We start from the raw sequence: 24878 nt of genomic DNA on the forward strand, positions 1-24878 counted from the left end.
TGCACGTGTGAGACCCGCGCACCACGCAGGACAGGACCAGAACACGGATTGATTCAATGGACCAACAGGACGATCTTTTCACCGAGCCGGCCGCCCCCGCGGGCGAGTTCCTGACGCTCGGCCACTACGCGGAGCGCGCGTATCTCGACTACGCCGTGAGCGTGGTGAAGGGCCGCGCGTTGCCCGACGTCTGCGACGGCCAGAAGCCGGTGCAGCGCCGCATCCTGTTCGCGATGAACGAGATGGGGCTGGGCGACAACGCCAAGCCCGTGAAGTCGGCGCGCGTGGTGGGCGACGTGCTCGGCAAGTACCACCCGCACGGCGACCAGTCCGCCTACGACGCGCTCGTGCGTCTCGCGCAGGACTTCTCGATGCGCTATCCGCTCATCGACGGCCAGGGCAACTTCGGCTCGCGCGACGGCGACGGTGCGGCGGCCATGCGCTACACCGAAGCGCGGCTCACGCCCATTGCGAAGCTCCTGCTCGACGAAATCGATCAGGGCACCGTCGACTTCATGCCGAACTACGACGGCTCCTTCCAGGAACCGAAGACGCTGCCCGCGCGTCTGCCGATGCTGCTCCTGAACGGCGCATCGGGCATCGCGGTGGGTCTTGCGACCGAGATCCCTTCGCACAACCTGCGCGAAGTCGCCGCGGCGGCCGTGGCGATGATCCGCAATCCGAAGATCTCGCACGCGGAACTGATGGAGAAGGTGCCCGGACCCGACTTCCCGGGCGGCGGCCAGATCATTTCGAGCGAGGCCGAGATTGCCGCCGCGTACGAAACGGGCCGCGGCAGCCTCAAGGTGCGCGCGCGCTGGAAGATCGAAGACATGGCGCGCGGCCAGTGGCAGCTCGTCATTACCGAACTGCCGCCGAACACCTCGGGCCAGAAGGTGCTTGAGGAAATCGAGGAGCTCACCAATCCGAAGATCAAGCTCGGCAAGAAGTCGCTCACGCCCGAGCAGTTGCAGGTCAAGCAGTCCATGCTCGCCTTGCTCGACACCGTGCGCGACGAGTCGGGGAAAGACGCGCCCGTGCGGCTCGTGTTCGAGCCGAAGTCGAGCCGCATCGACCAGACCGAATTCGTGAACTCGCTGCTCGCGCATACGAGCCTCGAATCGAATGCCACGCTGAACCTCGTGATGATCGGCGGGGACGGCCGGCCGCGGCAGAAGGGCATCAGCGAAATCCTCGCGGAGTGGGTCGGCTTCCGCTTTGCCACCGTCACGCGGCGCAGCCAGCATCGGCTCGCGAAGGTGAACGATCGTATCCATATCCTCGAAGGGCGGATGATCGTTTTCCTGAACATCGACGAGGTGATCCGCATCATTCGCGAGTCGGACGAACCGAAGGCCGCGCTGATGTCCGCGTTTGGCCTCTCCGAGCGCCAGGCCGACGACATTCTCGAAATCCGGCTGCGCCAGTTGGCCCGGCTCGAAAAGATCAAGATCGAGAAAGAACTCGAAGAACTGCGCGACGAGAAGGCGAAGCTCGAAGAGCTGCTCGCGAACGAGTCGTCGATGAAGCGGCTCATCGTGAAGGAAATCGAAGCCGACGCGAAGCAATACGGTGACGAGCGCCGCACGCTGATCCAGCAGGAAAAGCGCGCCACGTTCGAAGCACGCGTGGTGGACGAGCCCGTCACGGTGGTGGTGTCGCAGCGCGGCTGGGTGCGCGCGCTGAAGGGCCACGGGCTCGATCCGGCCGGCTTCTCGTTCAAGGCCGGCGACGGCCTCTACGCGGCGTTCCAGTGCCGCACGCCGGACACGCTCATCGCGTGGGGCAGCAACGGGCGCGTCTACTCGGTGGCCGTGGCGCTGCTGCCGGGCGGCCGCGGCGACGGCGTGCCGGTGACGTCGCTGATCGAACTCGAATCGGGCTCGCATCTGATGCATTACTTCGCGGCGCCCGCCGACCAGGCGCTGCTGCTCGCGTCGAGCAACGGCTTCGGCTTCATCGCGAAGGTGGGCGATATGGTGAGCCGTGTGAAGGCGGGCAAGTCGTTCATGACCATCGACGAAGGCGCGATGCCGCTCGCGCCCATGCCGATGTTCCCGGGCGTGACCCAGGTGGCGTGTCTTTCGGGCGGCGGCCGGCTGCTGGTGTTTGGCCTCGACGAGATGAAGACGCTCTCGGGCGGCGGCCGTGGCGTGACGCTGATGGCGCTCGACCCGCAAGAGAGGCTGACCCAGGCGCTCGCAATTGGTAAGGCGGGCGTCGTGCTCATGGGCACGGGCCGTGGCGGCAAGGTCGCCGAAGAGACGCTGGCAGGCGCGGCGCTCGCCCCGCACGTCGGCAAGCGCGCACGCAAGGGCCGCGTGCCGGAGACGCGGCTCAAGGTGAGCGGCCTGCGGCCTGCGCTGCCCGCGGGCGCAGGAAACTGAGCGATGCATTCTGCGCGGCGCGGTGCAGTGCCGCCGTGCAGCGCCTTCGATTGCATCGATGCCCTGAACTGCGCCGCGCGGGAATGGTCGAAAGCTGGCCTGCGCGGCGGTTCTATATCACGAGAGGAAGACACATATGGGCAAGGCGATCGACATCGCGCTCTTTTTGCATTTGCTGGCCGTCGCCGTCTGGGTGGGCGGTATGGTATTCGCGAGTTTCTGCCTGCGCCCCGCGCTCGAAGACCTGTCGCCGCAGCTGCGTCTACCGCTCGTCGCTTCGGTGTTCGGGCGCTTCTTCAACTGGGTGGCGGGCTCGGTGCTCGTCATTCTCGGCACCGGCGGCTTTCTGCTCGTCAAGTTCGGCGGCGGCCAGGCGTCGTGGCCCATGCATGCCATGGCCGGCATCGGCGTCGTGATGATGCTGATCTTCGGGCACATCCGTTTTGCCGTATTCCCTCGTATTCAACGCGCCGTGCAGGCGCAGAAGTGGCCTGACGGCGCGCGCGCCGTGGCCACCATGCGCCAGCTCGTAATCATCAACATCGTGCTGGGCGTGGTGACGGTGGGGATGGCGGTGCTGGGGCGAGGCTTCTAATCCTTCCGCAAGGCGTTTCCCAGAGGCGCACTTCATGCGCCTCTTCTCATCTCGCATGCCGTCACAGCACGTGCGCGTAGAAGAGCCACAAGCCGCACGCCACGGCAACGGTGCCGTACACCAGATAGACCGGCAGCTTGAGCCGCGCGAAACACACGCATGAGAACGCGGCGGTGACGAGGTAGGCCGGCTGCATCGGCACATGGCGGGCAATGCGCAGCACGGCCACAGCGAGAAATGCCGTGGTGGCGGCGCGCAGAAGGCGCAGTCCGTGCTCGAAGCGGGCGTTGGTCTTCAGCTGGAGCAGGTGGCGCCGTGCGAGCACGACAAGACATCCCGACGGCACAAAGAGCGCGAGTGTGGCGATCAATGCGCCGGGCCAGCCATCCACGAGGTAGCCGAAGAACGGCACGACATTGAGCAGCGGTCCCGGCGACAACGGCGAGAGCGAGAACGCGAGCGTGAAGTCACTGTCGGAGATGCCCACGCCGGGCGTGACGAACAAGGTCTTCAACACGGGCAGCGCCGAAAAGCCGCCGCCGAACAGCGTCATGCCGGCGCCCGCGAGCCGCGGCCACAGCAGCGCGAGTTCGAAGCGATGCGGCAACGGCACGGCAAACACGATGATCAGCACGGCGAGTCCGGCAATCAACTGCCAGTCGCCGCGCGCCACGGCGAACTTCAAACGCGACTGGCGTTCGGGACTCGCCAGCCAGCCGGCGCCGAAAGACACACAGAGAATCACCACGTAGGCAGCCGCCGCGTGGGCGTAGGCGAGCGCCACGGTGGCCGCGAGCATTGCCGCCCATTCGAGCCGGCCGCGCACCAGCGCGCGCGTCTGCTTGTACCAGGTCACGAGAATCAGTGACGCCAGCACCACGCTGAAGTGATTGATGAGCGTGGGCGATACGATCGCCTGCATCGCCGGTGTCTGGTAGAAGGTCGCGAAGAGCGTCATCAACAGGAAGAAGGGCAGCACGCTGGCTACGCCGGCGACCCAGGCGCCTGCACTGCCGCGCAACGCGTGGCCCAACTGCACGGCGACGTTGCAGCCCACCGGGCCCGGCACCATCCACGCGAGCGCGATGAGGTCCGAGAACGCCACGCGCGAAAGCCGGCCCTCGCGCTCCACGTAGTGATGCTCGAGCTGGGCCATCAACGCAAGCCCGCCCCACGACATTGCCGAAAGCACGAACACCACGCGAAACAGCGCCCAAAGCGGTTCCTGCCGATGCTCGGCGGCTCCCGTGCTCACGGTAGTGTCGACAGTCTGGCTTGTGGTTGGCATGGCTGCGGCGCGCTGGTGTTGCGCGCGCCCCTCGTTCGGCCGGACGGTTGTTGCTGCCTTGCACCGTCAGGCCAGACGGCGCAGGTCAAAGGGTATCGGCTGCGTGTGTTGTCGTTATTGACGGCTATCGGTGTACGTGGCGTTGCCGAGCGGGCGAAAAACCGGCAACGCCGCGCGGCGATACCCAGCCGCTCAGCCCCTTCAGCCCACTCAGCCCGCGCTGGACGCGTCGCTCACGTCGACGTGACCTTCGTGCGCAATCGGATGCCGTTCGGTGCCGCAAACGCCGAAGCGCTCCAGCAGCGCCGGAATGCCGTCTGCGGGCACGGGTTTCGAGAACAGGAAACCTTGCGCTTCGATCTGGCCGAGTTGCGCGAGCCAGGCAATCTGCTCCTCGGTTTCCGTGCCTTCCACCACGACCGTGAGGCCGAGCGAGCGGGCCAGATTCACGATGGCGCTCACCATCACGCAGACGCTGCGGTCGCCCGGAATGGCCTGCACGAAGGTGCGGTCCACCTTCAACGTGTCCACCGAAAAACGGTTCAGGTACGAAAGCGACGAGTAGCCGGTGCCGAAGTCGTCCAGCGCGATGCGTACGCCGAGGCGCTTCAACGCGAAGATCTTTTCGGACACGAGTTCGGGGTACTCCATCATCGCCGTCTCGGTAATTTCGAGTTCGAGGCGCCGTGCGGAAATGCCCGTTTCTTCGACGGCCTGCGACACCGTTTCATAAAGGTCGCCGCGCCAGAACTGCACGGCCGAGATGTTCACCGCGAGCGAGAGCGTTTCGTACCCTTGCTGCTGCCACTCGGCAAGCTGGCGGCACGCGGTCTGAATCACGAAGTCGCCGATCGGCACGATGAGACCCGTGGATTCCGCAACGGGAATGAACTCGTTGGCCGGGATCAGCCCGTACTGTGGATGGTTCCAGCGCACGAGCGCCTCGAAGCCCGTAATGCAGCGCTGCGCGAGATCGATCTTCGGCTGGTAGGCAAGAAAGAGCTGCCCTTCGGCCAGCGCGACGCGCAACTGCTGCTCCCACTTCATCAGGTGATCCGCACGATGCGAAAGCTGCGGCGAGTAGAACTGGTAGCAGTTCTTGCCGGCGTCTTTCGCACTGTACATGGCGAGGTCCGCCTTCTTGAGCAGGTCGATTTCGCTTTCGTGCGCCACCGAATAGAGCGCGATGCCGATGCTCGCGTGCAGCACGAACGAACTGCCGCGCACCTCGAAGGGCTTCGAAAACACGCCGGCAATCGCGCCGGCCAGATCGACGGCGCGCTTCTCGACGTTGTCGCCTTTCACCACCACCACGAACTCGTCGCCGCCGATGCGCGAGAGCGTGCCCGCGTCGCCCACGGCCACGGCGAGGCGCGTTGCCGTCATCTGCAGCACGATGTCGCCCGCGTTGTGGCCAAGCGTGTCGTTCACCGCCTTGAAGTCGTCGAGGTCGATGAAGAGGATCGCGAGGTGCCCCAGGTTCGCGGGCAGCGCCACGTCGTGACGCAGGTTCTGCAGCGTGGCGTAGCGGTTGCGCAGGCCCGTGAGCAGGTCGTATTCGACGAGATGCGTCATCTCGCGCTCGCGCCCCAGCAGCTTGCCGATCAGACCCGTGGCCACCGCGAAGAACGACAGCATGGCGAGCGAGATGAACGTCGCCATCAGCAGGTACACGTTGCGCGTGTGGTTGTAGTCCGCGAACTCCTCGGCCTGCGAAAGGCCCACCAGCACGCCGAGCGGATAGCCGTCGATATGCCGGTACGAGACGATGCGCGTCACGTGATCGATCGGGTCGACGTAGGTGCCCGAGACGTGCTCCGAAGTCGGATAGATGCCGCTTGCCGTGAAGGCGCCCATCGCCCGCTCGGCGCTGCCGGTGCGGCGCGCAAGCACGGTGCCGTTGTCCGAGATCACCGCGATCACGCCGTCGCGGCCAATGGCGGCGTTGTTGTAGAAGTCGCTCGTGAAGTAGCTCGGGTCTTCGGACACCACCACGACGCCCGCGAACGAGCCGTCGGTATGGTTGAGCCGGCGCGTCATCTGCAAGGTCCAGTGGCCCGACACGCGGCCCAGCACCGGCTTGCTGATGAAGAGCTGGTCGTCGTTCTCGTGCTCGTGCACGCGGAAGTGTTCGCGGTCGGAGAGGTCGATGTGCTTCGCGTTCGGGTCGGCGGTATTGGCCACGAGCTTGCCGTGCTCGTCGATCAGGGAAACCTGGATCAGCGTGTCGCTCTGCACCACGCCTTTTTCCACCGTGCTGGACAGATCGAAACGGTCCGGCGATTTCTCGAACTCGAATTTGACGAAACGCGTGATCTGGTCGACCTGGTGAATCGCCTTCACCGTGTGTTGCTCGAGCGCCGACGACAGAATGGCCGCCGACGCCATGGCCTCCCGATACGCGGAGTCTTTTTCCACCGAGAGCCGCGCGAAGATCACCGCCCACAGCAACACGAGAATCAGGACGCCAAGCGCGGGAATGACAAGCAGCGCCCGCCGGCGTGACAAGGCGGAGGCCGGGTCACGCCAGGACAGGGCGTCGCGCGTCGCGGGGAACCGAAGAGGATTCATCGTGCTGGCCGGCGCCCCGCATGTCGGGCCAGTGGCTCCGTGTACGTCGACCGCGCGTGTTGACTGGTTGGCTGCATGGTGATCAGAAGTACCGGACGGAGCGAGGAGAAGTGCACAACCCCGTGCTCAAACCGTGACGTGCAAACCCTGCATGAAGGTCTGGACTGGAACGCAAAGTCTGCACGGGAACGTGAACGAGAAGGCGCCCGCCCCAGCCAGGCGCCATATACGGCCCGATATTACTGAATGGCAATGGAATAAGGAAGCGTCGCCGCTTCGGGTATACGCGCCCCCGAAATGGCACGCGAAAACGTTGCCATGCCCGGGCTCCCCGGGAGGCGGTCAAACCCAGATACCGCGCGGCTTTTCGAGGATTTCGTCCACCGCTCGCGGCGTGCCGTGCCCGCCATGTTTTCTTTCTTTGCCTTATCGTTTTGTGCCGTTCCTATCCAGTTTGCATTGTTTTGTCATGCCGCGGCTTTTGGCGGATATGAATAGTGGATAGGGCGGGATTGCGTGCCTCGAAAAGCGTGGCAAGGCGGGTATGCGGGCTTGTTACGTCAGGTCGCGACGCGCTCCTCGGGACGGGGCGGCGAGGGGCGTTCAACGGCGTTCGTGTCGGCTGCGAGCCCGGCACGAACGCCGCTGCACATTCATGGCAGCCTGAACGTGCCTTCGATTACCGTGAAGGATTCGCCGCCAATCCAGGTCTTGCCGCCACCCTGCGGCGCGCCGGCCTGGTCGTAATCCACGTAGATCCGACCGTCGCGGCCAAGCGCGGTGCCCTGACGCGCGGTATAGGACCGTCCCGGCTGTTTCTGCCGCAGCGACAGAAGCTGGGCGATGGCGGCATTCGCGCTGCCCGTGACCGGGTCTTCGCCTACGCCGAAACCGCCGCCGGACATCAGGCAGCGCACCTCGAACGTAGCCGGGCCACCCGCGGGATGAGGCGCGTAGAGCGCGACCCCGTGCGTGCCCGCCGCGCGCGTGACCGGCCCCAGCGCGGCAGGGTCGGCGTTCACCGCAAGGCAAGCCTCGGGCGACGGCAACCGGACGACGAGCCACGGCGCACCGTTGTCCACGGCGAAGGGCGGCTCACCCGTCGTCTCGACGGCCTGCGCTACGTCGATGCGGAGCGCAGCAGACAGCTCCGCATAGCGCTCGGCCGGCAGTGGCGTGACGCGCGCCGGCGGCGCCGCGAAGGCCCAGACGCGCTCGCCGCGCGCCGTCAGCTCGATCAGGCCCGCGGCGCACTGCTGCACGAGCCGGCCCGGCTGCTTCGGCTGGTAGCCGCTCTCGCGTACGGCGTGCGCGCTGCCGAGCGTCGGATGTCCTGCGAACGGCAGTTCGGCGCCCGGCGTGAAGATGCGCACGCGGTAGTCGGCGGCGGGGTCCGTAGGTGCCAGCAGGAACGCCGTCTCGGAGAGATTGGTCCAGCGCGCGATCTGCTGCATCTGGCCGGTCGTGAGCGTGTCGGCGTCGAACACCACGGCGAGCGGGTTGCCCTTGAACGGCACCGCCGTGAAGACATCGACCTGCGCGAAGCGCACGGTTTGCGCCGGCATGGCTTACTCGACTTCGGCCACGAGTTCGATCTCGACGCACGCGCCCAGCGGAATCTGCGCCACGCCGAATGCCGAACGCGCGTGCTTGCCGCGCTCGCCGAACACTTCCACGAAGAGTTCAGACGCGCCGTTCGTCACGAGATGCTGTTCCGTGAAGGTCAGCGTGGAGTTCACGAGGCTCATCACCTTCACGATGCGCGTGACGTGGTTCAGGTCACCCACGTGCGCGTGCAGTGTGGCGATGAGGTCGATGGCGATGGCGCGCGCGGCAGCCTTGCCTTCTTCGGTAGCGAGCGTGTCGCCGAGCTTGCCGGCCCACACCTTGCCGTCTTTCTTGGCGATATGGCCGGAGAGATAGACGGTGTTGCCGGTCTGCGCGCTCATGACGTAGGCGGCAGCGGGTGCGCCGGCCACGGGCAACTCGATGCCGAGTTCCTTGAGACGGTCGTAGACGTTGGATTGAGCCATGGTGAGAAGTCCTCGTTCGGTTCGGTCAAAAAAATATCGGGCAGTGAGCGCTTTACAGGCTTGCAGCCTCACAGGTGCGTACGCACGAGCGCCGCGAGCTTCGCCACGCCTTCGTCGATCTTCGCGGGCGGCACGGTGACGAACGACAGGCGCAGCTTGTTGTGCTCGGGGTGGTCCGCATAGAACGGCGCGCCCGGCACGAAGGCCACGTTGTTGGCCACTGCCTCTTCGAGCAGCTTCATGCTGTCGATGTGCGCAGGCAGCGACACCCAGATGAACATGCCGCCCTCCGGCCGGTTCCAGCTCACGCCCTCGGGCATGTAGCGTTCGAGCGAGGCCAGCATCGCGGCACACTGGTCACGATATAGCGCGCGAATGGTGGGCACGTGACGGTCGAGGAAGCCGTCCTTCACGACCTCGTGCACGATGCGCTGCGTGAAGCTGGGCGTGTGCAGGTCCGTTGCCTGCTTGGCCTGCACGAGCTTGAAGTGCAATTCCTCGGGCGCGACGATGTAGCCCACGCGCAGGCCCGGCGCGAGCACCTTCGAGAACGAACCGAGATGCACGATGTGTTCCGGCGCCATCGAAAGCAGCGTGGGCAGCGGCTCGCCAGCGTAGTCGAGTGCGCCGTAGGGGTCGTCTTCCACCACGGGGAAGGGCGCGTTCATGGCGAATTCGGCCAGTGCGCGGCGGCGTTCGAGCGGCAGGCGCCGGCCCGTCGGATTCTGGAAGTTCGGCTGCGCGTACAGCAGGCGCGCGCCGGCCGTGAGTTCCGGCGTGAGGCCGGCGGGGATCAGACCCGCCTCGTCGGTGGGCACCTGGACGTAGTGCGGCTCGTACAGCGAGAACGACTGGAGCGCGCCGAGGTAGGTGGGCGTTTCCACGAGCACCGGGCTTTGTGGACACACCAGCACTTTGCCGAGCAGATCGAGCGCCTGCTGCGAGCCCGTCGTAATGAGCACCTGCGTCGGGCGAATCTGCACGCCGCCCACCGAGTAGCGTGCGGCCACCCACTCGCGCAGCGGCAGGTAGCCTTCGGTGGCGCTGTACTGGAGCGCGGCGGCGGGCGCATCGCGCAGGATGCGCTCCGAGGCTTCGCGCATCTCTTCCACCGGGAACGTGGCAGGCGACGGCAGGCCGCCTGCGAACGAGATGACCTCGGGCCGCTCCGTGACCTTGAGGATTTCGCGAATCGCCGAGCTGGTGAGCTTGCGGGCGCGTTCGGACAGTTGCCACGTGGGGGCGCGAAGGTCGCTATGGTCCATATGTCTCCTCGTTCGGTGGGGCGTGACTGGCGATGTATGAATCGGGTGGCGTGGATCTGCGGGCACGAATGGGCAGGCGCAGATCCGCGATCAAGACTGCAATTATGACGCGAGTTCTTCAGGCGGCGCGGGCGGGCTTGAGTGCCGTATGCACGGCAGCCCGGCGACCGAGCACCACCGTGACGATCACGGCGGCCGCGTAGAGCCAGGTCGAGGCCGCGACGGCTTCGCCGAAGAACAGCGCCGAAAACGCCATCGTGAAGAAAATCTGCAGCAGTTGCACCTGGCCGACGCGCGCGGTGCCGCCCATGGCGAGGCCGGCGTACCAGGCGAAGAAGCCGATGAACTGCGAAAACAGCGTCACGTAGCCGAACGCGAGCCACGTTTTCAGCGCGACGGGTTCGGGATGCTGGAGATGATGCTGCCACGCAAGCCATCCCACCGGCACGATCAGGATGGGCGTGCAGAGCACGAGCGCCCAGCAGATCACCTGCCAGCCGCCCATCTGCCGAGCGAGCCGTGCGCCTTCGGCATAGCCGAGCGCGCCGATGCCCACGGCCACGAGCATCAGCAGATCGCCCGCGGCGGGCCGTCCGCCGCCCGCCTGCAACGCGAAGGCGACGACGATCGCGCTGCCCGCCAACGCGCTGGCCCAGAACGCTTTCGACGGCCGTTCGTGCGAAAGCCAGGCGGCATAGAGCGCGACGCAAAGCGGCTGGAGCCCGCCCACCACGGCGCCGTGCGAGGCCGGCACCGTCTTCATCGCCCATGCCGAGAACACGGGGAACGCGACGATCACGCCCAGCGCCACGAGCGCGAGGCCTTTCACCTGCTGCCACGTCGGCGGGCGCTCGCGCCGCCATGCGAGCAGCACGCCGGCCGGCACGGCGGCGACGAGCGCGCGGCCCAGCCCGTTGAGCAGCGGATGAAACTGCTCGACGACGATGTGCGTCATCGGCAGCGTGAGGCTGAAGATCACGACGCCCACGAGCCCGAGCAGCATGCCGCGGGATTCGCGTGCGTGAGTGGCTTTTGCCGTGGCCTGGCCTGGGCTCGGGTGGGAAAGCGTGTCGCGAGAGTTCATCGCGTCGGCCCACCGAGCGTGCGCAGACCGTCGCGCGTTTCGAATTCGGCGGCGAGCGAGGGCAGCGCGTCTTCGGCACACTCGTTCAGCTCGATCAGATGCGCCGCACCGAGCCATTCCAGTTGCTCGCGCAGCGTCGCGAGCTGCGACTGCGGACAAAAACCCTTCAGCGAACGCAGCGCAATGCCGGTCTCGGGCAGCACCGCCGTGGGGTGCCGCGGTGTGTCCCACTGGATCAGCGACGGCACGATGCCGTCGCCCGCGCCGTGCCAGGCGGGGAATGCGCCGTCCGCGGGAACCGTGAGCGCCCAGCTGAAGTCGCCGCGCGTCATGGGCACGACGGACGCAATGCGCTCCGGGTACTGCGCTTGCCACAAGACGAGGTTGCGCGGCCGCTCGACACGCGCCACCCAATGCGAGAGGTACGGACCGTTTTCGAGGCGCGCGTGCGTGAGTGGGTCGTCGAGCGCGAAGAGCCGGGGCCGGGCGCCTGCTGCCGGGGCCGCCGCGTTCGGGTCGATCGCGATCACTTCGAGGTACATGCCGCCCCACAGGTTGACGAGCCGGTTGTGCGTGCGCATCAGCGGATGCGCGCCGCCGCCGGCGTGTTCCACGCCGAGTGTGTCGGCGACATAGCGGGCGCCCTCTTCGAGGGTGCGGGCGGTGATGACGAGGTGGTCGAGACTGAGCTTCGGTGCGGTCATGAGCGTTCGGAGGGCAAAAGGACGCCAGGGTAAGCAGCGTGTCCGGTCAAATGTAACGGTTCCGACCTGCACAGTAACGGTACAATCGGCCGGGTAATGTTCGGTACAGTTGGAGCCGCCATGTCCGTCCCGCTCGACCAGATTCCCGCGCCCCACGACGCAGCCACGCTCACGCTCGTCGACCAGCTCGTGCAGTGGGGCCGCCGCCGCATCGAGGAACGCGTGTTCCGGCCCGGCATGCGCATGCCGTCCATCCGCAAGCTCGCGCTCGACAAGGGCGTCTCGCGCTTCACCGTGGTGGAGGCCTACGAGCGGCTCGTCGCCCAGGGGTATCTGGATTCGCGGCGCGGCTCGGGGTTCTACGTGCGTGAGCGGCTCATCGCGCCGGTGACGGGCGAGCGGCGGGCCGCGGGCGGCGCGGCGAACGCTGCCGACGCCGGTCCGGCGCCGAGCACCATCGATGTGGTGTGGCTCCTGCGTAACATGCTGCACACCTCGACGCGGCCGGAGAAAGGGCCGGGGCTCGGCTACCTGCCCAACCGCTGGCTGGACGGCGAACTGATTGCGGGCGCGCTGCGATCCCTGGGCCGCCAGAGCGGCGGCCAGCTGCTCGGCTTCGGCACACCGCAGGGCTTTCTGCCGCTGCGCCAGCAGTTGCAGACGCGGCTCGAGGAACTGGAGATCGGCGCGTCGCCGGAACAGATCGTGCTGGTCTCCGGCATCACCCAGGCCATCGACCTGCTCGCGCGACTCTACGTACAGCCGGGCGACACAGTCGTGGTGGGCGACCCGGCGTGGTTCCAGATGTTCGGCCGCTTCGTCTCGCAGGGCGCGCGGCTGGTCGGCATGCCGTACACGCCCGAAGGGCCGGACCTCGACGCGCTCGAAACGCTGGTCCAGACGTGGCGGCCGCGCATGCTCGTCGTCAATTCGGTGCTGCAGAACCCCACGGGCACGTCGCTCACCGCGGCGCAGGCGTTTCGTATTCTGCGGCTCGCCGAAGCGTACGACTTCATCGTGGTGGAAGACGACATCTACGGCGACCTGTGCCCGCCCGGTTATCCGGCCACGCGGCTCGCGAGCCTCGACCAGCTGCGGCGCGTGATTTACCTCGGCAGCTATTCGAAGACGCTGGCGGCGAATCTGCGGGTCGGATTCGTTGCAGCCGCGCTGCCGGTGACGAGAGCCGTGGCCGACCAGAAGATGCTGGTCGGCATGACGACGCCCGAACTCAACGAGCGCGTGTTGTACAAGGTGCTGACCGAAGGGCACTACCGGCGCCACGTGGAGCGCCTGCGCGCGCGGCTGGACGGCGTGCGCGACAAGGCCGCGCGGATGCTGGAAAAGACGGGGCTGCGGCTTTTCTCGGCGCCCGGTGCGGGCATGTTCCTGTGGGCCGACACCGGCGTGGATTCCGACGCGCTAGCCGCGGCAGGGCACGAGGCCGGCTTCCTGCTCACGCCGGGCAGCCTGTTCTCGCCGAACCAGTCGCCCTCCACCTGGATGCGCTTCAACGTCGCCAACTGCGGCGATCCGGCGCTGCCCGCCTTCCTCAATCGCTATCTGGAAAGCGTGGTGCGCCGGGCCTCTTGAAAAGAGCGGGCGCCGGCCCCATTTCGGCGCTCGCGTGATCAACGACACTGGCCAAACCAGCAACCGAAGGGAAATTCGACCATGGCACAAGAAACCATGAGCTTTCAGGCAGAAGTGAAGCAGCTTCTGCAACTGATGATCCATTCGCTGTACAGCAACAAGGAGATCTTTCTTCGCGAACTGATCTCGAACGCCTCGGACGCGGCGGACAAGCTGCGCTTCGAAGCCCTTGCCAACAGCGCGCTCTACGAAGACGACCCGAACCTGCGCATCCGCGTCTCGTACGACAAGGCCGCGCGCACCGTCACCATCGACGACAACGGCATCGGCATGAGCCGCGACGAGGCGATCTCGCACCTCGGCACCATCGCGCGCTCGGGCACCAAGGAGTTCTTCAGCAAGCTCTCGGGCGACCAGCAGAAAGACGCGGCGCTGATCGGCCAGTTCGGCGTGGGCTTCTACTCGGGCTTTATCGTGGCCGACCGCATCACGGTGGAAACGCGCCGCGCCGGCCTGCCGGCCGCCGAAGGCGTGCGCTGGGAAAGCGCGGGTGAGGGCGACTTCGCGGTGGAGACCATCGAGCGCCAGCAGCGCGGCACGACCATCACGCTGCATTTGCGCGAAGGCGAGGACGAACTGCTCTCCACCTTCAAACTCAAGTCGATCATCCAGAAGTACTCGGACCACGTGGCGCTGCCCATCCTCATGAAGAAGGAGGAATGGGACGCCGAGAAGAGCGAGATGGTCACGAAGGACGAAGACGACACGGTCAACCAGGCGAGCGCGCTGTGGACCCGTCCGAAAAGCGAAATCACCGACGAGCAGTACACGCAGTTCTACCAGCACCTTTCGCACGACCATCAGGACCCGCTCACGTGGACGCACAACCGCGTGGAAGGCCGCAGCGAATACACGCAGCTGCTCTACGTGCCCGCGCATGCGCCGTTTGATCTCTGGAACCGCGACCATCGCGGCGGCCTGAAGCTCTACGTGAAGCGCGTTTTCATCATGGACGACGCCGAGCAGCTTCTGCCAGCCTATCTGCGTTTCGTGAAGGGCGTGGTGGATTCGAGCGATCTGCCGCTCAACGTGTCGCGCGAAATCCTGCAGGAAAGCCGCGACGTGAAGGCGATTCGCGAGGGCGTGACCAAGCGCGCGCTCTCGATGCTTGAGGAACTGGCCAACGCCGAGACCGATGAGGGCAAGGCGAAGTACGCCACCTTCTGGAACGAGTTCGGCCAGGTGCTCAAGGAAGGCATTGGCGAAGACTTCGCCAACCGCGAGCGCATCGCGAAGCTCGCGCGCTTTGCGTCGACGCACAACGACTCAGCCGAGCAGAACGTGTCGCTGGCCGAGTACGTCGGCCGCATGAAGCCCGAGCAGACGAAGATCTACTACGTCACGGCCGACACGTGGCAGGCGGCGAAGAGCAGCCCGCACCTCGAGGTGTTCCGCAAGAAGGGCATCGAAGTGCTGCTGCTCACCGACCGCGTGGACGAATGGATGCTCTCGTTCCTCACCGAGTTCGACGGCAAGCCGCTGCAAAGCGTGGCGCGCGGTGACCTCGACCTGGGCGCGCTCGACGATGAGGAAAAGAAGCAGCAGGAGAAGGTCTCCGACGAGCTCAAGCCGCTCGTCGAGAAGATGAAGGAAGCGCTCAAGGACAAGGCCAAAGACGTGCGCCTCACGTTCCGCCTGACCGATTCGCCCTCGTGCCTCGTGGCCGACGAGGGCGAGATGAGTGGCTACCTGCAGCGCATGCTGAAGGCAGCGGGCCAGCAGGCGCCCATGTTCCATCCGATCCTCGAAGTGAACCCCGAGCATGCGCTCGTGAAGGCACTACGCACCGACAGCGCGGACTTCGACGACTGGTGCCATCTGCTCTTCGATCAGGCGCTGCTGGCCGAGGGCGGCGCGCTCGACGATCCGGCGGCTTTCGTGAAGCGCACGAACGCGCTGTTGATCGCGCGAGCGGGGTAAGGGGGTAAAACGGGGTAACAGGGCAGCGGGGCGGCGTGCCGCTGGCCGTGCCGCGCCCCGTCCTATAATGCCCGCCATGGTTATTCGTCTCGATGCTGCCGACGCGCACTGGCGTGTCGCGCCCATGCCCGGCTTCACGTCCCATCAGAAAGACTGGCTCACCCGCGGTGGTTCGCTCACCGCACATCTGCGCACGCTCGGCACGGTGGCGGTGCGCGTGACGCGCGAGGCCGTGGCGTTGCCGTGGTCCGACGAGCATGTTCCGCTTGGGCTCGCGCCGCGTGCGCCCGTGTGGGTGCGCGAGGTCGTGCTGGCTGTCGATGGCGTGCCGTTCGTCGCAGCGCACAGCGTCGCGCCGCTTGCCGCGAGCATTGGCGTGTGGCAGGCCATGCGGCGGCTGCGCACGCGGCCGCTCGCCGAACTGCTCTACAGCGACAGCAGCGTGGCGCGATCGGCGCTCGTGAGCCGCCGCGTGAACGCTCGGCATCCGCTCTATCGGCTGGCCGCGGCGCAGGGCGACGAAGAGCTGCGGCCGCACGCGCTGGTCGCGCGGCGCTCGGTTTTCACGCGATACGGCGCACCGCTCATGGTGACCGAGTGCATGCTGCCGGCGCTATGGGCGCACCTCGATGCAATGACGGCGGCTGTCTCGCGCGGGGTGTATTCGTCGCGCGGGCGCGGTCCACTCGATCACGTTGCTTCGCGGGCGCATACAGCACATGGCTTGCATGCGGCCGATGTGCCGCCGGTGCCGTTTGTGTCGCTGGTGCCGCATGCAAGCCATGAGCCTTGCGCACTGGAGTCTCGCGACGCGATGGAATCGTCGCTGCGGCAGCGGCGCCCCCGTTCTTGAGCGCTCGATCCCATGTCACTCAAACACTGCTTTGCGCCGGTCGTGGACAGCAACACGCGGCTGCTGATACTCGGCAGCCTGCCTGGCGAGATGTCGCTCGCGCAAGGGCAGTACTACGCGCACAAGCAGAACCGGTTTTGGCATTTGATGGGGGATGTGATTGGCGAGGCGTTGCCGCACATGAATTACGACGAGCGGCTGCAAGCGCTGCTCGATCATCGCGTCGGGCTTTGGGATGTGATTGCGAAGGCGCGGCGGGAGGGCAGTCTGGATAGCAACATTCGCGATCATGCGACGAACGATCTTGCCGCGCTCGTGGCAGGGTTGCCGAATCTTGCCGCCGTCGCATTCAACGGCGGCACTGCCGCAAAGATAGGTATGCAGGCGCTGGCGGAGAGCCGCCCGTCGCTCGATCTCGTCAAGCTTCCTTCAAGCAGCCCGGCTTATGCGGCCGTGCCCTATGCCCAGAAATTGAGGGCGTGGGAGGCGTTGCGTAAGTGGTTGGTGGAGTAGGCGCAGCGCGGGGCTGATGGGGCGGGAATGCCTGCACCCGCGGTACAAGGGGTGCAGGCATTGATCTTTCGATCGAACAGGAACGCGTGGGAATAGCGTGTCTGGCGGCCATCCGCGTCTTCGCCCATGGCCTCTCGAGCTTGTCCCTAAGTCACTGACGTGCTTTTGCGCATTCCCGACCGGCAAGCTTTTGCCTATTCGCCGTGGCTAATCGTGGGCTGCGGGTGATTTCGTGGTCGGTGTCGCCAGCGTGTTGTTGACACCGAACGAGGGTAACGCTGAACCCGTGTTCGTCGCACTCGACTGGTTCGAGTTCTGCGACGCACGACCGCTGTCCGAACTGGTGTCACCCGGCGTGCCGTAGCCGCTCTTTGCATCGGCCGGCGACTTTGTAGTCGGGGTCGCAAGCGTGTTGTTGCCTTGTGCATAAGCACCACCCGACAACATGAGCGCAATACCGGTTGCGACCAGTGTGCTGGTTGTCTTGTTCATGACTCGCTCCTCTCTCTGATTGGACCAGAATTTTCGACGCGGACGAGAACGGCTCAATTGCTACTCAATTCAAGCCATGCACGATAAGGCTTATCGGGCCGGTATTGCGCGGTATCAACGCGTTGCCGCCGGCCGACCGTACCAAATCGAGTCTGCGCCCCATAGCGCAAAGGCTAGGAAAGCGGTCACCAAAAACCAAGCGTGTTGTCCGCAATGGTGAATTTCGCTTTTCGCGGCCAATTCATGTCGAATTCCTGTGGTGGTACGGGCCTGTCATTGCAGGTCTCGAGCAAAACGGCATTCATTACGTACATGGGTTTCGGCGTAATGCGGCTGCTTGCTTGCGTTCAGCAGTGTGCGGGCATCGTATGGCAAGGGGTCATCCGGCGGCGCGGCAACATCGGTGTCTTATCCGTTCGTCATAGCGCGGCGTTTGCCGCGCGCCCTGGCAGGTAGAATCGCATGCATTGTGCCTAATGCGCCGTACGAAATCAGCGAGCCCGAAATGACCAATACGTCTCTTCCATCACCTGACTGCGCCATCGATTCCGCAGCCGAAAGCCATGACGCAGACGTGCCCGAAACAGTTCACGAGGACTGTCTGTGGCGCGACGGCGGCTGGACCGCGCGCGTCATCAAGAACGAGGACGACGATGGCTGGGCCGTCGAGATGATCAAGGACGGCGAGCAGGAGCCTGCGCTCGTCGGCCCGTGGACCATGGGCCGCAACAAGAAAGATCCGAAGCCGCTCGATACCGCGGCGTTCAATACGCTGGTGAAAACTGCTTCGGAGGTATTGCGTCGGCACGAGCAGCAACTACGCGCGCAGTTGCATAAGAGCGTGACGGTCGCGGCGGCAGCGGGCGACGGCGAATTGGAGATCACGCTGGATATCGTTCCCGACGAGGACGAGCCGTACGCGCTCTTGACCGCGCTGGACGCCTTTGGCGAGCAGCTTGCTCAAGTGCAGGTGGCGCCGAACTTCAAGCTGAGCAAGGCGAGTGCGGTGAGCTGGGTGGAAAACGAATTTCGCCGGCCGGGCTGAAAGCGCGCGCGGCGTTGCGCAAGTAAGCGGCTGGGCTGGCCGGCCGATGCGGCGAGGGCGTCAGGGCGCGCCCGCTCGTTGCCGTCGGGCAGCCCGTGCTCCGAAGTGAGGCCGCGAATACGACTTCGATCTGGCCTTGTCGTGGGACGCTTGCCGCTGCCGCGTTCGATTTCGATCATCACTTCGCTCGCGATGTGGGCGCATGTCATGCGCGCCGTACCCGAGGCGCGGCCGGTTCTGATTGCGCCGCCGGGCCTGATGCGGGAGTGCTTCGCGGCGCGGCTTGCGGCGCATTGCATCGATATCGGGCGCGTCGCGTTCTTTGCTTTCCGTCCGCGAGAACAAGTATCTCGAGACGTATCGCGAAATCGACCTAGCGCTCGACACGTTTCCGTACAACGGCCACACCACGAGCCTCGATGCGCTGGGGATGGGCGTACCGGTCGTCACGCGTTGGGGCCGCTCGGTGGTGGGGCGGAGCGGCTTGAGCCAGCTTGCGCGGGGCTTGCCGAACTCGCCGCTTCCACCGACGAACAGTCCGTTCAGCTTGCCGTTGAACTGGCTCACGACGCGCGTCGGCTTGCAGCGTTACGTGCGAGCCTGCGGCCGCGCATGACGCAGCCGCCGCTGATGGATGGCGCGCGCTTCGCTACGAATAGGGAGCGGGCGTATCGGCAGATGTGGGCGCAACGGTGCGCTCGATTTGCCACAGGCGCAGACGCACTGCGACGGCAGCCGAACCCGTGCCGCGATGGCATGCGCGCCGGGGCACGCGGACCGTCCGACGCGGCGGCCTGAGAATGGGCGCCTGGCCGCCGGATGCTATCCTCTCGATCCTTTGAAATTTCGGCACTTCAGCCCGGCCTTCCTTCATGACCACGCTCATCAAACGCGCCTCCGCCGAGGCCCGCGCCTCCCGTTCCACTCGCGACAGCCGCGAAACCCGCGCCGGCCTCGCCATCGCGGCCCCGGGCCTGAAAGCCGGCAAGCGCCACGAGACGGCGCGCCCGAAGCGCATGCAGCGCCACGCCCTCGCAGCCGACACCGCAGCAGACAGCGCGTATTTCATTGAGGCGCCGCGCAAGCCGCGCTTCGCGCCGGTCACGTTTTCCGAAGAAGGCGGCGTGCGTTACCTGCACTTCGGCACGGAATGGGTGCAGGGCGCGATGCGGCTCAGCAAGCCGGACGCCATCGAGCTGGAGTATGCCGAGCAGATGATGGCGTGGCTGCTGTTCCTCGGTACGCCGAAGCGCATCGTCCAGCTTGGGCTCGGCGCCGCGGCGCTGACGAAGTTCGCGTACCGCTTTCTGCGTCCCGCGAAGGTGGAGGCGGTGGAAGTGAATCCGGCCGTGGTGGTGGCCGCCCGCACCATGTTCGCGCTGCCGCACGACGACGCCCGCCTCACCGTGCACGAGCGCGATGCGTGGGAGTTCGTCAACGACCGCGCCAACCACGGCACCATCGGCGCCATGCAGATTGACGTCTACGACGCCACGGCGCGTGGCCCGGTGCTCGACAGCGTCGGCTTTTACCGCGCGGTGCGGGCGTGCCTCACAGAGGCGGGCGTCGTCACCATCAACCTGTTCGGCGACCATCCGAGCTTCGTGCGCAACATGAAGCATCTGAAGGCCGCTTTCGATGGCCGCGTGGTCGCGTTGCCGGAAGTGCACGAAGGCAACCGGATCGCGCTCGCGTTCTCCGGCCCTGCGCTCGAAGTGCCGTACGCGCAGCTGGAGCAGCGCGCGAAGCTGATCGAGGCGAAGCTCGGGCTGCCCGCGCGCAAGTGGATAAAGGGCCTGCGCGAATCGACGGGGCAAACGGGCACGTCGTTCAGCATTTGACGCGTGGGCTGGCGGCCGATCTCGTCGACCTGTTCGTCGCCTGCTCGCCGCCTGCTCATCGGCCCCTTGTTGGCCCCTCATCGGCCCCTCATCGGCTCCTCATCGGCTCCTCATCGGCTCCCGCGCGGGCCGGCCGCCGCCGTCCCCGGCAAGATAAGCCCTCAATTACCGCCGCCCGCCCGGGAAGCCGCGCGCGGCGCGGCGCTCCGGGTCGCCCCTGCTTGACCGCCCGTTCGGCGCTCCTATACTCTGTCCAGGTTTCGGGGTATCCCGCGGGCTATCCGCTTGCAGGACGGTTGCCCACCCCAAGCGATGCGGCAACTCAATATAAAAGGAAAAAGGAGACGTCATGGCACACGACGCCGACGCGAGCAAGTCACGCAAAGCGTGGCTCTGGTTGCTGGTGCTTCCCTGGATCGCAATGATCTGGGTCCCCTCGTACAACAAGGTCGAGCCCACGCTGTGGGATTTCCCGTTCTTCTACTGGTATCAGCTGCTGTGGGTGCTGATCAGCGCTGTGATTACCGCGCTCGTCTATCACAAGACCAAGGCGCGCAAGGGTAGCGGCACGGCGGGAGGCGCACGATGAACCTCACTGCCACTTTCGTCTTCGTTCTGTTTTTCATCGGCGTCACCATCCTGGGCTTTGTCGCGGCGCACTGGCGCAAGGGCGACCTCGCGCATCTCGACGAGTGGGGCCTGGGCGGCCGGCGTTTCGGCACCGTCGTGACCTGGTTCCTGCTGGGCGGCGACCTTTATACGGCCTACACCTTCGTTGCCGTGCCGGCGCTGGTGTTCGGCGCGGGCGCGACGGGCTTCTTCGCGTTGCCGTACACCATCCTGATCTACCCGTTTGCGTTCGTGGTATTTCCGAAGCTCTGGAGCATCGCGAAGCGCCACGGCTACGTGACCTCTGCGGACTTCGTCAACGCGCGTTACGGCAGCCGTTCGCTGGCGTTGGCGGTCGCCGTGACGGGCATCGTGGCGACCATGCCGTATATCGCGCTGCAGCTCGTCGGCATCGAAGTGGTGATCGGCGCGCTCGGCTTCGACACCACGGGCTTTGTCGGCGACCTGCCGCTCATCATCGCGTTCGCGATTCTCGCGGCATACACGTACACGTCGGGCCTGCGGGCGCCGGCGATGATCGCCATCGTCAAGGACCTGCTCATCTACATCACGATCGCCGTTGCGATCATCGTGATTCCGGCCCAGATGGGCGGCTTCGGCCACATCTTCAGCGCCGTGCCGCCGGCCAAGCTGCTGCTGAAGGCACCGGATGCCGCGAGCCTGAACGGCTTCAGCGCCTATGCCACGCTCGCCGTGGGCTCGGCGCTGGCGTTGTTCCTGTACCCGCACTCGGTGACGGCGATCCTCTCGTCGTCGTCGGGCAATACCATTCGCCGCAACATGGCGATGCTGCCCGCGTACTCGCTCGTGCTGGGTCTGCTCGCGCTGCTCGGCTACATGGCGCTTGCCTCAGGCGTGAAGGACATGCCGGAATTCGCGCCGTACTTCAAGGCATTCGGTCCGAACTTCGCGGTGCCGGCGCTGTTCCTGCACTTCTTCCCGTCGTGGTTCGTCGGCGTCGCGTTCGCGGCCATCGGCATCGGCGCACTGGTGCCGGCGGCGATCATGTCGATTGCGGCGGCGAACCTCTACACGCGCAACATCCACAAGGAGTTCGTCAACCGCAACATGACGCACGAGCAGGAGACCAACGTCGCGAAGCTGGTCTCGCTGATCGTGAAGGTGGGCGCGGTGGCGTTCATCCTCGGGCTGCCGCTCACGTACGCGATCCAGCTGCAACTGCTGGGCGGCATCTGGATCATCCAGACGCTGCCGGCCATCGTGCTCGGTCTCTACACGCGCGTGCTCGACTATCGCGGCCTGCTGATCGGCTGGGCGGTCGGCATCGTGACGGGCACGTGGATGGCGGTGTCGCTGAAGCTCGCCAGCTCCATCTTCACGGTGCACCTGTTCGGGATGGCGATTCCGGGCTATGCCGCCGTGTGGTCGCTCATCGTGAACCTCGTGGTGGCCGTGGTGGTGAGCGTGCTGATCCACGTGGCAGGCGTGAAGAAGGCTGAAGACCGCACGCGCCCCGAAGACTATCTGGACGTGGTCGAAAGCTGAGCTGCTTTGTAGTGTTCAGGCTGGCCTCGCGCTGACGGCGCGCCGGCTTCAAGGCGCTGACACCGATGCCCGCACCGCAAGGTTGCGGGCATTTGTTTTTCCGGTGCACGATAACGGGCGTCGCGCTGCTTGTCGTCCGCTCGTTGTGGCGTGCTGCCCTCGTGTTGCGTCTCAGCTTGTGCATGCGACTCGCGGCATTTCCGTTGCTGTGTAGCCCCCGATAACGCGCATTGCCCATCCATGGCTTCATCCGATCCTGACCGTTCGCATTCCCCCGCAGCCTTGCGACGCCGCTCGCCGCGCTCGCATGCGGCGCGTGCCTGGCGCGCGGTGACGTCGCCGTACTACCGCTATCGCAATGCGGCCGTGATTCACAGCGTGCGCGTGGGACTGGCGATGCTCGTCTCCATTCTCGCGACGACAGGCATCAACGTGCCGCACGGCATCTGGGCCTCGGTCACGCTGCTCGTGGTGATCGGCGGGCTGCAACACCAGGGCAATATCCGCAAGAAGGCGGCGGAGCGCGCCATCGGTACGCTGCTTGGCGCGGTGATCGGTCTCGTGGTGATCCTGCAGGCGAACGCCATCGGCTCGCCTGCGCTCACCTATGTGCTGATGTCGATCGTGGCCGGCGTGTGCGGCTATTACGCGATCGGCAAGCCCGCCTATGTCGCGCTGCTCACGGCCATCACGATGTGCATCGTGGCGGGCCACGGCGACAACCTGATCTCGGTTGGCCTCTGGCGCACGCTCAACGTGCTGGTGGGCATCGTGATCGCGCTCGCGTTCTCGTTTGCGCTGCCGCTCTATGCGACGTACTCGTGGCGCTATCGATTTGCGGACAATCTGCGCGAGTCCGCGCGCGTCTACGCGAAGATCATGAGCGGCGAAGCGCTTGACGCCGAAGCCCAGGTGCAGATCTTCCTGCGCCTCGGCAAGCGGCTCGTGCAGTTGCGCTCGTTGATGCCGTCCGTGACGAAGGAGACCGGCGTGCCGATGAGCACGCTGGAAGAGCTCCAGCGGTTGCATCGCTCGCTCTTGAGCGCGCTGGAGATGCTTTCCACCGCGGCGCTCGGGCAGACCGAGCCTGCTGCGCGCGCGGCCTTTGCAGGCGCGGCGAACGTCGATGCGCCGGAGGTCAGAGCGGCTTTGCTCGCGATGGCGAGAGCCTTGCGGTTTGCGGGGGCGAAAGGGCTGCGGATGGCGAATACGCCGGCGCTCGGGCTGCCGGAACGCGAGGGCAACGCAGCGGAGGCCGGATCGTTAGCCGGTACTTCACTCGATCTATTGGGCCCGTGCTGGCTCGGACGACGCATTGCCGGACAGGTCGATTGCCTGCGGGCCTTGCTGGTGGAAACGGAGCCGCAATGGAATATCGAGCGGCACGCTGCGGCTTCGTGACCTTCAGCGGCGCCGGGGCTGACGAAGCAGCTTTCCCGCATCGCACGGATCACGGCGCCGCGAAGGGCTCCGTGATCCGCTCACCGACGCGCGTGAGCGCGACTGAGATCAGCGCAGCGCTTCGATCAGCTTCTCGAGCTTGATCGCGTCGGCCGCGAACGCGCGAATGCCTTCGGCCAGCTTTTCGGTGGCCATCGCGTCGTCGTTGACGAGGAAGCGGAACGACGGCTCGTCCACCGGCACGCGGTCGATCTGCTCGCCCTTCGCGCTTTCAGGCGACAGCTTGCGCTGCACCGGTTCCGTGCTGTCGTGCAACTTCTGCAGCAGGTCGGGGCTGATGGTGAGCAGGTCGCAGCCGGCCAGCTCGACGATCTGGCTCGTGGTGCGAAAGCTAGCGCCCATCACCTCGGTCGTGTAGCCGAACTTCTTGTAGTAGGCGTAGATGCGGCGCACGGACTGCACGCCCGGGTCGTTGGCACCGCCGTCCTTTGCTTCGTCCCAGTTGCTGCCGGCGGCCTTCTTGTACCAGTCGTAGATGCGGCCCACGAACGGCGAGATCAGCTGCGCGCCCGCTTCGGCACAGGCCGCGGCCTGGGCGAGCGAGAACAGCAGCGTCATGTTGCACTTGATGCCGTCCTTCTGCAGCACTTCGGCGGCGCGAATGCCTTCCCACGTGGACGCGAGCTTGATGAGCACGCGCTCGCGGCCAATGCCGGCCGCTTCGTAGAGCTTGATGATTTCGTGGGCCTTGTCGATGGACGCCTTCGTGTCGAACGAAAGGCGCGCGTCGACTTCGGTCGAGACGCGGCCCGGAATGATCTTGAGAATTTCAGTGCCGAAGGCGATCAGCAGGTGGTCGATGATCGCGCCGACCGGCTTCGACGCGTGGTCGCGCACGGTTTTTTCGAGCAGCGGCTTGTAGTCGTCCTTCTGGACGGCCTTGAGAATCAGCGACGGATTGGTGGTTGCATCCTGCGGCTTGTACTGGGCGAGCTGCTGGAAGTCGCCGGTGTCCGCGACGACGGTCGTGTACTGTTTCAGCTGGTCGAGTGAGGTAGTCATGTCGAGCCTTGAAAAGCGCGTAAGCGCCGGGGTCC

The 24878-nt window shown here is 65.8% G+C and carries 21 protein-coding genes; 12 read left to right on the plus strand and 9 right to left on the minus strand.

Annotation, left to right across the window (positions count from 1 at the left end; genetic code table 11):
- Window positions 1–56: 56 nt before the first annotated feature.
- Both parC and P2869_RS04275 read left to right on the plus strand, forming a co-directional pair.
- Window positions 57–2387, plus strand: coding sequence for a DNA topoisomerase IV subunit A (parC, locus tag P2869_RS04270; RefSeq protein ID WP_277597559.1), 2331 nt, complete (start codon window positions 57–59; stop codon window positions 2385–2387).
- 136 nt (window positions 2388–2523) lie between these two features.
- The gene (locus P2869_RS04275; RefSeq protein WP_017774306.1) at window positions 2524–2982 is read left to right on the plus strand and encodes a DUF4149 domain-containing protein; all 459 of its coding nucleotides are present in this window, start codon (window positions 2524–2526) and stop codon (window positions 2980–2982) included.
- A 61-nt stretch (window positions 2983–3043) separates the two neighbouring features.
- Here P2869_RS04275 and P2869_RS04280 read toward each other — a convergent pair whose 3' ends face one another.
- The 7 genes from P2869_RS04280 to P2869_RS04310 form a co-directional block, all read right to left on the minus strand.
- Window positions 3044–4270 (minus strand): chromate transporter, encoded by a 1227-nt coding sequence (locus P2869_RS04280; RefSeq protein ID WP_277597560.1) that lies wholly within the window; start codon window positions 4268–4270, stop codon window positions 3044–3046.
- A 210-nt stretch (window positions 4271–4480) separates the two neighbouring features.
- The gene (locus P2869_RS04285) at window positions 4481–6841 is read right to left on the minus strand and encodes an EAL domain-containing protein (RefSeq protein WP_026121340.1); all 2361 of its coding nucleotides are present in this window, start codon (window positions 6839–6841) and stop codon (window positions 4481–4483) included.
- A gap of 653 nt (window positions 6842–7494) precedes the next feature.
- Entirely contained in the window at window positions 7495–8406 is a 912-nt protein-coding gene (locus P2869_RS04290; protein WP_277597561.1) for a PhzF family phenazine biosynthesis protein, read from the minus strand.
- A gap of 3 nt (window positions 8407–8409) precedes the next feature.
- The gene (locus P2869_RS04295) at window positions 8410–8874 is read right to left on the minus strand and encodes a RidA family protein (protein ID WP_277597562.1); all 465 of its coding nucleotides are present in this window, start codon (window positions 8872–8874) and stop codon (window positions 8410–8412) included.
- Between the two features lie 68 nt (window positions 8875–8942).
- Window positions 8943–10139: a PLP-dependent aminotransferase family protein gene (locus P2869_RS04300; protein ID WP_199543999.1), complete on the minus strand. Its 1197-nt coding sequence runs from the start codon at window positions 10137–10139 to the stop codon at window positions 8943–8945.
- Window positions 10140–10257: 118 nt separating this feature from the next.
- Window positions 10258–11142, minus strand: coding sequence for a DMT family transporter (locus P2869_RS04305; protein WP_277598051.1), 885 nt, complete (start codon window positions 11140–11142; stop codon window positions 10258–10260).
- Window positions 11143–11219: 77 nt separating this feature from the next.
- On the minus strand, window positions 11220–11927 hold the full coding sequence (locus P2869_RS04310; RefSeq protein WP_277597563.1) for a VOC family protein: 708 nt from the start codon (window positions 11925–11927) through the stop codon (window positions 11220–11222).
- A 120-nt stretch (window positions 11928–12047) separates the two neighbouring features.
- On the opposite strand from P2869_RS04310, the gene P2869_RS04315 reads away from it, so the two are divergent.
- The 4 genes from P2869_RS04315 (at window position 12048) to P2869_RS04330 (ending at window position 16866) form a co-directional block, all read left to right on the plus strand.
- Complete coding sequence (locus P2869_RS04315) at window positions 12048–13520, plus strand: PLP-dependent aminotransferase family protein (RefSeq protein WP_277597564.1); 1473 nt, start codon at window positions 12048–12050, stop codon at window positions 13518–13520.
- 81 nt (window positions 13521–13601) lie between these two features.
- A complete protein-coding gene (gene htpG, locus P2869_RS04320; protein WP_277597565.1) occupies window positions 13602–15500 on the plus strand; it encodes a molecular chaperone HtpG in 1899 nt (632 codons plus the stop codon).
- 76 nt (window positions 15501–15576) lie between these two features.
- Window positions 15577–16353: a chorismate lyase gene (locus P2869_RS04325; RefSeq protein ID WP_277597566.1), complete on the plus strand. Its 777-nt coding sequence runs from the start codon at window positions 15577–15579 to the stop codon at window positions 16351–16353.
- Between the two features lie 12 nt (window positions 16354–16365).
- Window positions 16366–16866 carry a DNA-deoxyinosine glycosylase gene (locus P2869_RS04330; protein WP_199543990.1) on the plus strand — a complete coding sequence of 167 codons (501 nt, stop codon included), beginning with the start codon at window positions 16366–16368 and terminating at the stop codon, window positions 16864–16866.
- Window positions 16867–17073: 207 nt separating this feature from the next.
- Here P2869_RS04330 and P2869_RS04335 read toward each other — a convergent pair whose 3' ends face one another.
- Window positions 17074–17358: a hypothetical protein gene (locus tag P2869_RS04335; RefSeq protein ID WP_277597567.1), complete on the minus strand. Its 285-nt coding sequence runs from the start codon at window positions 17356–17358 to the stop codon at window positions 17074–17076.
- Between the two features lie 505 nt (window positions 17359–17863).
- Between P2869_RS04335 and P2869_RS04340 the strand changes: the two genes are divergently transcribed.
- The 6 genes from P2869_RS04340 to P2869_RS04365 all read left to right on the plus strand — a co-directional run bounded on the left by P2869_RS04340 (window position 17864) and on the right by P2869_RS04365 (window position 23781).
- Window positions 17864–18403, plus strand: a complete 540-nt coding sequence (locus P2869_RS04340) for a hypothetical protein (RefSeq protein WP_126878537.1) — start codon at window positions 17864–17866, stop codon at window positions 18401–18403.
- Between the two features lie 322 nt (window positions 18404–18725).
- Window positions 18726–19019: a hypothetical protein gene (locus P2869_RS04345; RefSeq protein WP_277597568.1), complete on the plus strand. Its 294-nt coding sequence runs from the start codon at window positions 18726–18728 to the stop codon at window positions 19017–19019.
- 256 nt (window positions 19020–19275) lie between these two features.
- The gene (locus P2869_RS04350; protein ID WP_126878461.1) at window positions 19276–20244 is read left to right on the plus strand and encodes a spermidine synthase; all 969 of its coding nucleotides are present in this window, start codon (window positions 19276–19278) and stop codon (window positions 20242–20244) included.
- A 349-nt stretch (window positions 20245–20593) separates the two neighbouring features.
- The gene (locus P2869_RS04355) at window positions 20594–20833 is read left to right on the plus strand and encodes a DUF3311 domain-containing protein (RefSeq protein ID WP_017774320.1); all 240 of its coding nucleotides are present in this window, start codon (window positions 20594–20596) and stop codon (window positions 20831–20833) included.
- Entirely contained in the window at window positions 20830–22380 is a 1551-nt protein-coding gene (locus P2869_RS04360) for a sodium:solute symporter family protein (protein WP_277597569.1), read from the plus strand. Before P2869_RS04355 ends, P2869_RS04360 begins: the two co-directional genes overlap by 4 nt.
- Window positions 22381–22620: 240 nt before the next feature.
- Window positions 22621–23781, plus strand: a complete 1161-nt coding sequence (locus tag P2869_RS04365) for an FUSC family protein (protein WP_277597570.1) — start codon at window positions 22621–22623, stop codon at window positions 23779–23781.
- 108 nt (window positions 23782–23889) lie between these two features.
- On the opposite strand, the gene tal is transcribed toward P2869_RS04365, so the two are convergent.
- Window positions 23890–24843 (minus strand): transaldolase, encoded by a 954-nt coding sequence (tal, locus tag P2869_RS04370; RefSeq protein ID WP_017774323.1) that lies wholly within the window; start codon window positions 24841–24843, stop codon window positions 23890–23892.
- Window positions 24844–24878 lie beyond the last annotated feature (35 nt).

It is taken from the genome of Paraburkholderia sp. SUR17 (genome assembly GCF_029536165.1).
Lineage (GTDB): Bacteria > Pseudomonadota > Gammaproteobacteria > Burkholderiales > Burkholderiaceae > Paraburkholderia > Paraburkholderia kururiensis.